The sequence below is a fragment of the Vibrio sp. Hal054 genome, from assembly GCF_037162405.1.
Taxonomy (GTDB): domain Bacteria; phylum Pseudomonadota; class Gammaproteobacteria; order Enterobacterales; family Vibrionaceae; genus Vibrio; species Vibrio diazotrophicus.
On record NZ_JARLUT010000002.1, the window covers coordinates 453,139 to 465,655 of the forward strand.

At 42.6% G+C, this 12,517-nt stretch carries 12 protein-coding genes; 3 read left to right on the plus strand and 9 right to left on the minus strand.

Translation table 11 applies throughout. The features are described 5' to 3' along the window. Positions 1-57: 57 nt before the first annotated feature. Entirely contained in the window at positions 58-744 is a 687-nt protein-coding gene (locus tag P4S58_RS18120; RefSeq protein ID WP_337165054.1) for a DUF4336 domain-containing protein, read from the minus strand. Positions 745-986: 242 nt separating this feature from the next. Here P4S58_RS18120 and P4S58_RS18125 point away from each other — a divergent pair, with 242 nt between their 5' ends. Then, on the plus strand, positions 987-1,223 hold the full coding sequence (locus tag P4S58_RS18125; RefSeq protein WP_042483361.1) for an RNA recognition motif domain-containing protein: 237 nt from the start codon (positions 987-989) through the stop codon (positions 1,221-1,223). Positions 1,224-1,365: 142 nt separating this feature from the next. On the opposite strand, the gene P4S58_RS18130 is transcribed toward P4S58_RS18125, so the two are convergent. The 7 genes from P4S58_RS18130 to P4S58_RS18160 form a co-directional block, all read right to left on the minus strand. Further along, complete coding sequence (locus P4S58_RS18130; protein ID WP_337165056.1) at positions 1,366-1,908, minus strand: ClbS/DfsB family four-helix bundle protein; 543 nt, start codon at positions 1,906-1,908, stop codon at positions 1,366-1,368. Positions 1,909-1,935: 27 nt separating this feature from the next. After that, positions 1,936-2,715: a phosphotransferase enzyme family protein gene (locus tag P4S58_RS18135; RefSeq protein ID WP_337165058.1), complete on the minus strand. Its 780-nt coding sequence runs from the start codon at positions 2,713-2,715 to the stop codon at positions 1,936-1,938. 61 nt (positions 2,716-2,776) lie between these two features. After that, positions 2,777-3,022 carry a Rho-binding antiterminator gene (locus P4S58_RS18140; RefSeq protein WP_337165060.1) on the minus strand — a complete coding sequence of 82 codons (246 nt, stop codon included), beginning with the start codon at positions 3,020-3,022 and terminating at the stop codon, positions 2,777-2,779. A gap of 66 nt (positions 3,023-3,088) precedes the next feature. After that, positions 3,089-3,628 (minus strand): GNAT family N-acetyltransferase, encoded by a 540-nt coding sequence (locus P4S58_RS18145; RefSeq protein WP_337165061.1) that lies wholly within the window; start codon positions 3,626-3,628, stop codon positions 3,089-3,091. 115 nt (positions 3,629-3,743) lie between these two features. Continuing rightward, positions 3,744-5,132 (minus strand): efflux transporter outer membrane subunit, encoded by a 1,389-nt coding sequence (locus tag P4S58_RS18150; RefSeq protein ID WP_337165063.1) that lies wholly within the window; start codon positions 5,130-5,132, stop codon positions 3,744-3,746. Positions 5,133-5,136: 4 nt separating this feature from the next. Then, complete coding sequence (locus P4S58_RS18155; protein ID WP_337165064.1) at positions 5,137-8,271, minus strand: efflux RND transporter permease subunit; 3,135 nt, start codon at positions 8,269-8,271, stop codon at positions 5,137-5,139. A gap of 22 nt (positions 8,272-8,293) precedes the next feature. After that, a complete protein-coding gene (locus P4S58_RS18160) occupies positions 8,294-9,472 on the minus strand; it encodes an efflux RND transporter periplasmic adaptor subunit (RefSeq protein ID WP_258005527.1) in 1,179 nt (392 codons plus the stop codon). A gap of 102 nt (positions 9,473-9,574) precedes the next feature. Between P4S58_RS18160 and P4S58_RS18165 the strand changes: the two genes are divergently transcribed. Continuing rightward, the gene (locus P4S58_RS18165; RefSeq protein ID WP_102954496.1) at positions 9,575-10,351 is read left to right on the plus strand and encodes a response regulator; all 777 of its coding nucleotides are present in this window, start codon (positions 9,575-9,577) and stop codon (positions 10,349-10,351) included. After that, positions 10,348-11,418: an ATP-binding protein gene (locus P4S58_RS18170; RefSeq protein WP_102954495.1), complete on the plus strand. Its 1,071-nt coding sequence runs from the start codon at positions 10,348-10,350 to the stop codon at positions 11,416-11,418. Before P4S58_RS18165 ends, P4S58_RS18170 begins: the two co-directional genes overlap by 4 nt. 247 nt (positions 11,419-11,665) lie before the next feature. On the opposite strand, the gene P4S58_RS18175 is transcribed toward P4S58_RS18170, so the two are convergent. Beyond that, a complete protein-coding gene (locus tag P4S58_RS18175) occupies positions 11,666-12,517 on the minus strand; it encodes a universal stress protein (RefSeq protein WP_102954494.1) in 852 nt (283 codons plus the stop codon).

A 12,517-nucleotide genomic window follows, 5' to 3' on the forward strand; every position in this document is an offset into this window, starting at 1 on the left:
AACAAAATGCGAGACTATACCTTTACAACAGGTGTTCGCAGGTAACTTCACACGTTTCTATATCAGCCACTTAAAAGACTTAGCTAAAAACTCATCGGTATTTTCTGTGACAATTTCACCATGTGCCATAACTAAAGTCTTGGTGTCCCAACTCAATAGCCTATCGAGATGTGTACGTGCATCTTGTTTGCCGAACATAAAACTTAAACGCCAATCCAGCGGTGTTTTGCCGTTAGGGGCAAGGATTCCAGCGCCCTTAGCTGCCAATCTTTGCCAATAGTTAAAGCTATGTCCTGAAAAATTTTCTACCAAATCAGTCACGATTAAAGTCCCAGAGACTTTGTGGTAAAACACGCACTCTTCCATCAATGGAGAACCCGAAAACAACTCTTGCTCGATATCATCTTCCCAAGCCCAGTTTTGCAGGCTATTCAAAGAACCATCAAAAGTAATATCACTGCGTTTTTTAATCACTTCATCAGTTCCAAACACTTGAACCTCTGGATAAGTCGAAATCCACTCAGGCAAGAACAAATGGTGTAAATGATTAGGCGCTATTAAGTATTTCACGCATCCTAGTGCTTCTAACTGAACTTGGATTGTTTCAGACAGTTTGATCGGGCTATGCACCCAGAGATCACCGTTGGACAAACGAACCACTGTCATACGAGTGGAATAAGGCAGACCGAAGAATTGAACTGGTTCACCGTTAAATATCCAAATTTCATTAGCTAACTTTTCCATATTTCTCCAATAACACAAAGTCACCGCAAATGAAGATCAAGCTAGATAGCTAAACACGGTGGTTGTGTTTTTATCAATAACACCAGACATCAATATTGGTGTCGGAAGCTCCAAAAGAGCAGAATATTATGCATTTAGTTGCTCTACCTTAAACTATTTTAAGATAAAGCTAAACTATCGCTTGGTGACAACAGTCTTTATTGAGACAATCCTTGCTGTCACTTCCATATTAACGGACAACTATGAAACTATTAGTACGCAACCTTGCTCGTACAACGACAGAACAAGACATTCGTAAACTATTCTCAGAACATGGAACAGTCACTGAATGCACTCTCGTTTTAGATCAAGAAACGGGTATCTCTAAAGGCTTTGCTTTCGTCGAAATGCCAGACGTTTCAGAAGCTAAAGCTGCTATTGCTGCGCTGAACCAAACCAGTGTTGCTAAAAGTAAGATTCGAGTCAAAACGGCTCAATAGAACGAATTATCAAGCCAGCCGAAACGCTGGTTTTTTATTGTCTAGAAACTGTGTGTTATCTGATGTTTCAAATGCATCGTGCTCCCTACAGGAAACACTAACAGCAGCAAACAAAACGCTATTAATTTGCTAACAAAATTGATTATTGCTGAGAAAGTTTCTTAACATGAGCCCGTAGTTTTTTCAAAGCCCAATCGTAATGACTTGGCATTGCTGAAACACAATAACTTCCAAGGGTTGTAGATCCAGTCCAATTAAAAAACTGCTTAGTAAATAACGCCTGATCAGAAAAACTCAATACTCGTTCAAGTGCAGCTTGATGGCTTGTGGTAACCAGCTTTCTTGCATCAGATAGCTCAGTGGTTTGGTGTTTCTTCCAAAACTCTACATTCATTTCGCCGTACGTTTTCCAGTTATAGGGTTCAGGTAGAAAATCTGCCTTTTGGCCAAGCTTGTTAGAATCAATCCACTTTATTAATAGCTGATGCCACTCATAAAGATGGATCAAAACGTCTCTCAGGTTACGATCGCGCTCCCAGTGCTGCTCTTTCTTGTTCGGGTCACCGGAGAAATTAAATTCAGTATTCAGCGCCAGCTCAGTCATCGAGTCGATGTAGTTGCAAAGCTTAGAAAAGTTTTGTTCTGCTTGAGAGATCAGTTCTTCTTTTGTTTTTGCTCTTGCCATATGTTAGCCATCTACTGAGGTAACCTACTAGTTACACAGCCCTGAAAGAATCTTAGGTCTATTGGATTCAATGTATTCTATGTCTCGTAGATAGGATTTAAGGTGGCCTTGATCAATATTCTCACAAAACTGTTGATTACCTTTGTTTGCTTCCTGACGCATAAAGTTAACAAGGGCGTTTAGCCGTTTAATCATGAAATCGGGAATTTGTTTTTTCTGTTCTTCGGACGTTCCATAGCTGTCGCAGAACAGCTTGGCCCTTGATATTTGTTCTTCTAGCGTGCCGAGCTTGTCGTCACTGTTGGTCTTAAAAGGCGCCCAGCAATAGAGCGAATAGGCGAGATCCCAGACTCTGGGCGCAGGGTGTGCGGTGTCGAAATCAAAAACACCTGTTACTAAATTGCCCGTTAGCGCGACATTATAGGGGGCGAAGTCACCATGACATATGACCTCGTAGGGTTCCTGAGGGGGCAACATCCAAGTAAAGCTCGATATATTCTCCTGCTGCGCAAATCCTAATGAAGCATCATGGATTTTTCGCAGGAGCTTAGCGGCTGATATAAGAGCTTCCGTACTCGCAATAGCATTCGTTAACGGATAGTTGTAAGTGTCACCGGCTACAAAGCTCAACATCTCTTGGTCACCATCAATACCAATAAATTTAGGCGACTCACTTAAACCTGCTGCTTGTAAATGATTCAGTAGATTATGAATTGTGGAACTCCAAGGCTGAAGTGGGCGATAAACACTATCTCCCACTCGATATATTGACTCTCGTCCGCCTGTCAGTTCTTGCGCGTCTTGCACGGTATCTCCTTCACCGAAATGGCAACTATTCCCTATTGGAGTTCCCTATTAGAAATGCCGGTCAATCAAATGTCACTTCTTGGAAATGAGGATTCTCCATAGTGACTTTCAACTTAGCAACTGAATCTAATACCACCAATACATCACTGTCTTGAGTGAGCAATTTTATACATTCTTCACCGAGACTGTTTTTTGCTGTATCCAGCGCTTTGCCAGAAACAACTTCTCCTGATTTTAAAGTAGTTTCAATCGGATACTTGAACAAACAGACTATCTCTATGTAGTCGTAGTTACCACAGCTAATCATAAATGCACCCTATTAATGGAGATGAACAATTCACTCTTGCTAAACTAGACTACCAAGATAACGTAATTACTTCATTACCTTCTCAAATCTGAAGAACTCGTCTTCATTCAAGCCTGAGTCATCGATGTTGCTCTCCCGAACCTGAGAATCGTCTTCTAGATGGTATTGGTTAAAGAACTCAACAATGTGGAAACCACACTTATTGACATAAAAGTTGATGTTCCTTTTTTCAAAATAAGGCGTGACTGTTGTCCAAACCTTAGTTTCAGGATACGCCGCTTCAATAGCTTTCCATGATTCCAGCCCTAAACCTTTGTTATGGCTTTCGGGATAAATAAAAAACAGATCGAGACTGTTGTTTTGGGTATCCGTATTAATATTCAGTACAACACCACCCACTTTCTCCTCTCCGTATACTATATGATTGATGACGCCTCCCTTGGCGTTAAAAGAGCCAGTTATATCTGCATCTGATGGGATCGGCTCACTGTGCGATGGGCCAAATTGCTCGACCAATGCATCGGTAAAAGTCTGCTGCAACTTGGTTTTAAAAGCCGACAGTTCTTCTAATTCTACTGGTACTAAACGTACACATTTCTTATTCATAACCTAAATTAACCTTTTGAAAATAGCTTTGTTATTTTCTCTTTTAAATTCTTTTTATTTCGAACAAATCAACAAAAACTGACTGTCACTGGTAAGCATAGGATCTGCTTCAGTATTACTTCAGCCCGCCACCTAACGCTTTATATAGAAATACCGCGTTATTTAGTTCTTGTTGTTTGAGTTCCAGTAACGTTTGTTTAGCTAGATAAAGTTGTCGCTGCGAATCCAACAGTTCTAAACGTCGCTCCACACCCGCCTTGTAACGAAGATCAGATAACTTAGCCCTTCTCTCCGCTGCAGATACGACTCTCTTTTGCGCGATAGTTTGTAACTGATATGTTTCACTTCCAACTAAACCGTCTGCGACTTCTTTAAACGCAACTTGAATTGCTTTTTCATATTCTGCAATTGAAGTCGATTTACGAACTTTCGCCAGTTCTAACTCCGCATCAAGTCTCCCACCTTGAAATATAGGCAGTGTCACTTGCGGTGCTATTGACCAAGTTTCGAAGCCGGATCCCACTAAGTTCCTCACATCTTGACTTACATATCCGATCGAAGTTGTCAGTGATATACGAGGAAAATACGCGGCTCGAGCTGCACCAATATCCTCGTTAGCGGCAATTAAATTCTGCTCCGCTTGCAAAATATCAGGTCGATGTAGCAACAAGTCAGACGGCAACCCAGCAGGTAAAGAGGTATTCACTGATTGATCAGAGAGCAAATCTGGCTCTGGAAGATCGTTCGGTATCTCTGAACCGACTAACTGACGCAGTGCGTTCCTTGCCTGCTCTAAAGCTCGCTTATTCGCAATCTTAATCGCTTCTGCACTTGCTACTTGCCCCTCTGCTTGAGCGACATCAAGAGCACTGTTTTGATTAGCCATTCGTAGTTGAATCGTTAACTCTAGTGATTTTTTCCAATCCGCTAACGTATCTTCCGCCAATTTTAGTTGCTCATAGGCGAGTTGTTCAGAAAAATAGGCTTCACTAATCGAACTAATCAAAGATATTTGTGCCGCTTGACGGCCGTAATCACTCGCTAGATAGCGGGCAAAAGCCGCATCTGACAACGAACGTGCGCGTCCAAACAAATCAATTTCGAATGCACTAATTCCAACGTTTAAACTACTCTGCTCTTCTATTTGAGATACCTTGGGATCTCCTCCAGTAACAGATCGCTGCCTTGTAGAATCAAGTGATAGCCCCACATTCGGCAATCTTGCAGAGCGTTCAATGCCATATTGGGCTTTCACTGCTTCTACATTCAGTGTCGCAATACGAAGATCCCTGTTATTGATCAACGCTAACTCGATAAGCGCCTGCAAGCGCTTATCAATGAACATTTCACGCCAACCCATTTCCGCCGTTGGATTTGTAGATGCCGTAATGGTTTCACCATTTACAGTAAATACTTCCGGTACCGGCGCAGCTGGCTTAGTCATTTCAGGAGTCAGAGAACAGGCTGACAGAAATAAAACCATAATAAAAACAATGTAATGCATAGTACTAACCTTTAAGCTGCATTGTTGACTTCTTGTTGCTTTGTTGCCAAGACTTTAAACGCTCTTGAATACTCATCACGAACACGAAGAAAGCTGGTACAAAGTAAATGGCAAGTAATGTAGCGCTAACCATTCCACCGAACACACCTGTTCCGATAGCTCGTTGAGTTTCTGCACTAGCGCCTGAGGCTAACATCAGTGGTACAACACCAAGACCAAATGCCAGAGAGGTCATCAAGATAGGTCTCAATCGCAACTTCGCAGCTTGAACGGCTGACTGAACCAGCCCGTTGCCTTGCTCTCTTAACTGTTTGGCAAATTCAACAATTAGAATTGCGTTTTTCGCCGAAAGACCAATTACGGTGATCATCCCGACTTTGAAGAAAACGTCGTTTGGCATGTCACGAACCACAATGGCGAGTACCGCTCCTAACAATCCCAAGGGCACGACCAACATTACCGATAAAGGAATAGCCCAACTCTCATAAAGTGCCGCAAGCACTAAGAAAACGACTAGCATCGATAGCGCCATTAGCATCGGTGCTTGTTTCGATGAGTGAAGCTCTTGTAAAGCCTGTCCTGTCCATGCGATGGTAAAGCCTGATGGAAGTTGCTTCGCCATTTGTTCTATTTCAGCCATCGCTTCACCGCTAGAAACTCCGGAAGCTGCACTACCAGAAATTCGAACCGCAGGATAACCTTGGAAGCGAATAAACTGCGGAGCTGACTCAGACCAAATAGGCGTCACAATTTCTGATAACGGAACCATACCACCATTAATATTTCGTACATGGAGCTTGAGCACATCCTCAATCTGCATCCTTGATGAAGCATCTGCTTGCATAATGACTTGCTGCATTCTGCCTTCATTAGGAAAATCGTTGATGTATAGCGATCCAATCGCAGTGGATAGCGTCTCACTAATACTCGTGAATGAAACACCTAATGCCTCAGCTTTCTGGCGATCAATATCTAAATGAATACTTGTACCCGCAGGAAGCCCATCAGAATAGACATCGCTAAGTGATTTGCTATTTTTCGCCAACTCTAACATCTTCGTCTCAACGACTTTCAATGCCTCGTATCCCTGATTTCCGCGGTCTTGCAAGAAAAACGTAATATCAGAGCTGGTTCCTAGCTCTTCAATAGAAGGAGGCAGCATGTGCATAACCGTGCCTTCTTTTACGTCAGCCATCGCCTCCTCAGCAAGTTTTAACTCGCCAAGTGTTGAGGTATCGTTACGTGTTTCCCAATCTTTCAATGTGGTAAAACTTTGCGCTGTATTCGTGCCTGAACCGGAAAAACCAAAACCAATAACCGTCATTGTTGACTCAATCGACGGACGGCTTAACGCATGCTGTTCAAATTTTTTCACAACATCCAACGTACGCACTGTGGTTGCGTCTGCCGGAAGCTGAATATTGGTAATAAAATATCCTTGGTCTTCTTCTGGTAAAAACGATGACGGCAACTGCCTGTACACTAGAATCAAAATTGCGCACAGAAACACAAAGACAAGCATCATTCGTCCTTTGCGATTCACTAACACGTTGACCTGAGATTCATACCGATTGTTCATTCGGTTAAAGCCACGATTAAACCATTTTGCAAATCTTGTTTGCTCGTGGTGATTAGCATTAACCGGCTTTAGCAACGTGGCACAAAGCGCTGGAGTTAGTGTTAGAGCCAAAAATGCTGAGAACAGAATTGATACCGCCATCGATAATGTAAACTGCTTATAAATTGCGCCAACCGAATCACTGGCAAATGCCATCGGGATGAAAACCGCCGTTAGCACAAGTGTGATGCCTATAATGGCGCCAGTAATTTCTTTCATCGCCTTAGATGTCGCTTCTTTCGGAGATAAATCTTTTTCCGACATCAATCGTTCCACGTTTTCGACAACGACAATCGCATCATCGACGATAATACCTATCGCCAGAACCATACCGAACATCGTTAACACGTTGATCGAAAAGCCAGTTAACAACATGACGGTGAACGTCCCCAACAAGGCTATCGGTGCAACAATAGCGGGGATCAAGGTGTAACGAATATTCTGTAAAAACAGAAACATAACAAAAAACACCAGCACCATAGCTTCAACTAAGGTATGGATAACCTTATTGATTGAAACTTTAACGAAAGGTGCGGTATTAAATGGAATTGAATAGGTCATCCCAGAAGGTAGACTTTGACTCAACTCCGCCAAGCGCTTTTGTACCGCATCTGCAGTTTTAACGGCATTCGCTCCCGGGGTAAGCTGAATAGCCGCAGCCGTCGCTGTTTTACCATTTTCACGATTCAAATAACCATAGGATTGAGAACCGATTTCAACACGCGCAACGTCACTTAAAACGACTTTCGAGCCGTTGTTATTTGCGCGAAGAATGATATTGGAAAATTCTTTAACACTGGTTAACTGGCCTTGAACGGTTAATGGAACCGTTACTCGTTGACCTAAAACCGTCGGCGCAGCACCGATACTTCCGGGTGCGATTTGTGTATTTTGCTGAGTGATAGCCTGACTAACATCATTCATTGTTAAACCTAATGAATTAAGCTTACTCGGATCAACCCAGATTCTCATTGCCTTCTCAGCACCAAATGACTGTACACGCCCAACACCTTCAATACGGCGCAGTTCATCTACGATGTTGCGAGCTAAATAGTCGTTCAATGCAATTTCATCAAAGCGGTTATCATCAGATTTCAATCCGACAATCATCAGAAAGTTTGATGTAGCAGATTCTACGGACAAGCCGCTTTGACGCACCACCTGCGGTAAACGAGATTCGACCGCTTTCAGTTGGTTTTGAACGTCAACTTGCGCCATATCAGAGTCTGTTCCCGGCTTAAATGTAGCCGTAATAGACGCAGATCCAGAGTTGTCAGCAGACGACTCGAAATACATCAAGTTCTTAACGTTCGACAGCTCACCCTCGATAAGACTAAGCACACCGTCATTCATTTCCTTCGGGCTGGCTCCCGGATACGTCGCCATAATACTGACCGTTGGAGGCGCAACAGAGGGATAACGGGAAATAGGTAACTTCGGAATCGAAATGCATCCAAACAAAATAATGAAAAGAGCAATAACCCAAGCAAATACGGGACGATGAATAAAAAACTGAGACATAAAAAAGACTCTCTAACCTTAATCAGTTTGTCGCAGATGTTAAAAGAATCTCAGATTCTTCCCATTTGCGTTGGTCGACAAGAATACCGTCCTGAAGTCTTTCCTTGCCTTCTACTACGATATTTTCTCCTTTGCTAATACCCGATTTCACGCGGTACTGACCATTGATCAATTCTCCGAGCTTTACAGGTTTTAAATGTGCATGTCCTTCCTGATCAATACTCCAAAGATGAGGAGCACCGGCAAGATGTATAACCGCCTGTTGCGGAACAACTAACGCGCTGTCATAACTCGAATAAAGTACCCTTGCCTTAACGAACATACCCGGCAATAGCAAACGTTGAGAGTTGTCCACGAGTACACGTAACAACACATCACCTGTACCTACATCGATATTGATTCCAGAAAACAGGATTTCACCTTTAACTGGATAAGGAGCTCCGTTGCTGCGTAAAATTTCAATTTTTGTTCCAGCAACGCTAGGTTCTCCATCAGATTTGGCCGCTAAAGCCTCACGAATTGCTTCTAATGAAGACGCTGGTCGACGAATATCAACAAAAACTTGATCGATCTGTTGGATGCGCGTCATCGGTGTTGCGTCTGTACTACTAACCAGAGCTCCCTCAGTCACTAGGGTTTGCTCTATCAGGCCAGAAATTGGGGCTTTTACATTTGCGAACTTCAAATCAAGCATACGACGAGTCAAAGTAGCTTTAGCGACCGCAACTTCTGCAGCCGCTTGATCACGCTGTAATACAACATCGTCATACTCTTGACGACTAATCGCGTCGGCTTCCACCAATGGTTTTAAGCGCAGTTCTTTATCCAGAGAACGTTTATAAGTCACCTGCGCTCTTTGTAAGTTAGCTTTGGCGGTATCAACTTCCGCGGCAAATGGTGCGGAATCAATTTGGAATAAAGACTGGCCAGCTTTAACTTCAGCGCCTTGTTTGAACAAGCGATGTTGTACAATCCCAACCACTTGTGGACGAATCTCCGCAACGCGCACGGCCTTCACTCTTCCAGGAAGCTCTTCATACACATCTAATTGTTGTGGTTGCGTCGTTATCGTTGAAACTAAAGGCAAAGACTCTTTTAGTCCGACTTCACTTTCGTCTTTATTGGATTGATTACAGCCAACTAAAAAGAAAAGTACCAATATATGTAAGCTGCTAGATACACATATATTTATCTTTTTCACTGAGGTATCCTCTGAACAAATTAAAGCGGACTAGCCGCTGTAGATAGTTGTTGAGTCTAATACCTGTGTGTGGAGGTCCCGCTGAGTGAATGTGGAGATTTGATGGAGATGAACAATTTGTACGTTGAAGGGCAGAAATTTGCTGCAGATTCTGGTCCAGATGCAGGAACCGGGTCTTATCGTCAGGCGTTAATTCTGATCGCTGAGGATGAATTTGAAATTGTCGATATACTCTCCGCTTACCTAACGCGCAGTAATATGCGTACGATTCACGCTTCAGATGGTCAAAGGGCACTCGAACTTCATTCATCCATGAAGCCAGATCTTATACTGCTTGATATCCAGATGCCTAAAATGGATGGATGGAAAGTGTTGTCGGAACTTCGTCAGAAAAGTAATACCCCCGTCATCATGCTTACCGCCATGGACCAAGACTTAGACAAATTGATGGCACTCAGAATCGGGGCTGATGATTACGTTGTTAAGCCATTTAATCCGGCAGAAGTCGTCGCGAGAGTCCAAGCCGTTCTAAGACGTACATTAGAAGTTAATCAACCTCACAAGAAAAATATACTGCGAGCCGAACCGTTTGAAGTCGATTTAGAGAGTCACGAAATCGCGGTTAATGTGGACGGAGAACGTCATACCCTGCTGCTAACGTTAACTGAGTTTAAGTTGTTGACTCACTTCATTCGCTCACCCAAGCGAGTGTTTAGTCGAGCAGAACTATTAAGCACGTGCCTACCTGAGGGTGACACACTGGAACGAACGATTGACAGCCACATCAGCAAGATCCGCAAAAAACTTGAAGCCTACGGAATTCAAGGGATTCCGGCAGGTGTCCGTGGTGTCGGTTACCGTTTTAAGGGCGACCAATGAAACTAAGTGGTTTGAGCCGTCAGATTGCATTATCAATGATAAAAATCGCAATCGGATCAGCATTACTTGCGACGATAGGCTCGTTTATTTTTTATTATCTTTGGGATAAATATTGGCCCAATTATATACCAAGTGAGGACGCTCTCGCGCCTTCTTGGCCAGAATGGATTTGGCTCGCACTAACCTGCGTTATTGTCATTCTACTAGCCGTCAATCTTGCTACTAAGTTATCCCAACGCATTTTGGAACCACTAAGTGCTGTTGCTGAGGGAATGCGGAAACTCGCTGAAGGCGACCTACATTTTCGCGCTAACGTTGGTGACCGTTCATTAGGTGAAGCCGCTTTATTAGTAGACGATTTCAACCTGTTGGCGGATAAACTTCAACGAATGACAGAAGAGCACGCATTTTGGAATGCAGCGATCGCCCATGAACTCAGAACCCCTGTGACGATTTTACGGGGCCGGTTACAAGGGTTAGCAGAAGGTGTATTTACGCCAGATAAAACCCAGTTCACTAAACTGCTAGTACAAATTGAAGGGTTATCTCGATTAATAGAAGATCTGCGTGTTATTAGCTTAATGAACAGTGATGAATTAAGAATAAATAGAAAAGAAACCAACTTAGCGACAGAAATAAAATTACTTACTGATTTGTCGGTAAATATGCTTAATGAAGCAAATCAACATGTAGAACTTAATGTAACAACACACCCTGTTTTTTGTGACCCTACCAGAATAAGACAAGCTTTATTGGCTATATTGGAAAATGCGAGTAAATATGCCCTTCCGGGTGCAATAACCATCTCTACCCAGCTTAAAGATGGTTTTTGCTATTTAAGTGTGGAAGATTCTGGTCCGGGAATTTCACCTGAGTTAATTCCGCATATTTTCACCGCATTTCGCAGTGCTAAGGACAACCCAAAAAGCGGTAGCGGATTAGGCTTAGCTGTTGTTGCTGCGATTGCAACGGCGCACGAAGGAAGCGTTAATTGTCGTATAAGCAATAAAGGCGGAACAATTATTGAGCTCTGTTGGCCAACAAATACGACTCAAATAGACGTATAAAATCTTAAAGCATTCATAGAAAAAGCAAGTGAATTAATTATTTTCGGATATTAACTCACTTGCTTTTTTATTTGGACACGCGAATGAATGTGTTTGAAAGTGAAAGATAGGAATAAGAAGGCTGGTTAGCTTAACAAGGTCGGAGATAAGGAACCTTGAAACTTTTCTTGGGCGGACGAATTAATCGCTAACCAGCCATAATCTTAAAATAACATCTAAACCTGTCGTTAAGCTGACAAATACAAATTTAACTCATCATCCATAAAGGAATATTTGAGCGCATCAATAGTTTTTGCGTCACACCACCAAATACTTTCTGATGTATTTTTTGGTGAGCAAAAGCACCTGAAACAATAACATCTGCATTAATTTCAGACGCGACTTCCAACAACTGAGAGCCAGTATTTCTACTTTTATGAGTAAATGTAATGCACTCTACATCAATGTTATGACGAGAAAGATAACGAGCTAAGTCCACTTGAGTTGGTTGCTTTGGTAGATATTTTTCACTCGTTACAACCACGACTTGTTTGGCTTTTTTCAGTAGCGGAAGTGCACTATTTACTGCATTCGCACCGGGTTTATCACCATTCCATGCAATCATAATCGTTTCAGGATTAAAGAATGTTTGCTTGCGAGGCATAACCAGAATAGGTTTGCCTCCATGGTTAACCGCAGCCTCAAAACTTACACTGGTTTGACCGTTAAGAGATTGAGGAATAATGATCAAATCTGATACCTTCCCCCACACCGCAACGATTTCGCCTCTGTAACCAAATATGTCGTGCCATTTGGCACTCGACTTGTTCGAACCAACGACTTCATCACCAATGTTTAGCAGTGCACATAAACGTTCGAAACTTTGTTTTGCTTGTACCATGTCATCATGAACATAATCGCGAACAAGCTTGTCTATCTGATCGTAAAATTTTCTTGTAACTAACAGCTTCTCACTGGGCATCAGCTTCTCTGTTCCCACTTGAGCATGTAAGACATCCAAATGAGCATCAAAGAATCTGGCAACATTCAATGCCCCCTCTAAGCGCTGTTCACCATCTTCCTTTGAAGCAAATGGCATAATAATTGATTTTACTGACAT

What these genes read in the sequence shown, in the direction of transcription:
- P4S58_RS18140 (WP_337165060.1), bottom strand. Translation starts at nt 3,022, where the DNA reads ATGATTAGCTGTGGTAACTACGACTACATAGAGATAGTCTGTTTGTTC.
- P4S58_RS18165 (WP_102954496.1), top strand. Translation starts at nt 9,575, where the DNA reads ATGGAGATGAACAATTTGTACGTTGAAGGGCAGAAATTTGCTGCAGAT.
- P4S58_RS18125 (WP_042483361.1), top strand. Translation starts at nt 987, where the DNA reads ATGAAACTATTAGTACGCAACCTTGCTCGTACAACGACAGAACAAGAC.
- P4S58_RS18130 (WP_337165056.1), bottom strand. Translation starts at nt 1,908, where the DNA reads ATGGCAAGAGCAAAAACAAAAGAAGAACTGATCTCTCAAGCAGAACAA.
- P4S58_RS18175 (WP_102954494.1), bottom strand. Translation starts at nt 12,517, where the DNA reads ATGTCAGTAAAATCAATTATTATGCCATTTGCTTCAAAGGAAGATGGT.
- P4S58_RS18120 (WP_337165054.1), bottom strand. Translation starts at nt 744, where the DNA reads ATGGAAAAGTTAGCTAATGAAATTTGGATATTTAACGGTGAACCAGTT.
- P4S58_RS18145 (WP_337165061.1), bottom strand. Translation starts at nt 3,628, where the DNA reads ATGAATAAGAAATGTGTACGTTTAGTACCAGTAGAATTAGAAGAACTG.
- P4S58_RS18155 (WP_337165064.1), bottom strand. Translation starts at nt 8,271, where the DNA reads ATGTCTCAGTTTTTTATTCATCGTCCCGTATTTGCTTGGGTTATTGCT.
- P4S58_RS18170 (WP_102954495.1), top strand. Translation starts at nt 10,348, where the DNA reads ATGAAACTAAGTGGTTTGAGCCGTCAGATTGCATTATCAATGATAAAA.
- P4S58_RS18150 (WP_337165063.1), bottom strand. Translation starts at nt 5,132, where the DNA reads ATGCATTACATTGTTTTTATTATGGTTTTATTTCTGTCAGCCTGTTCT.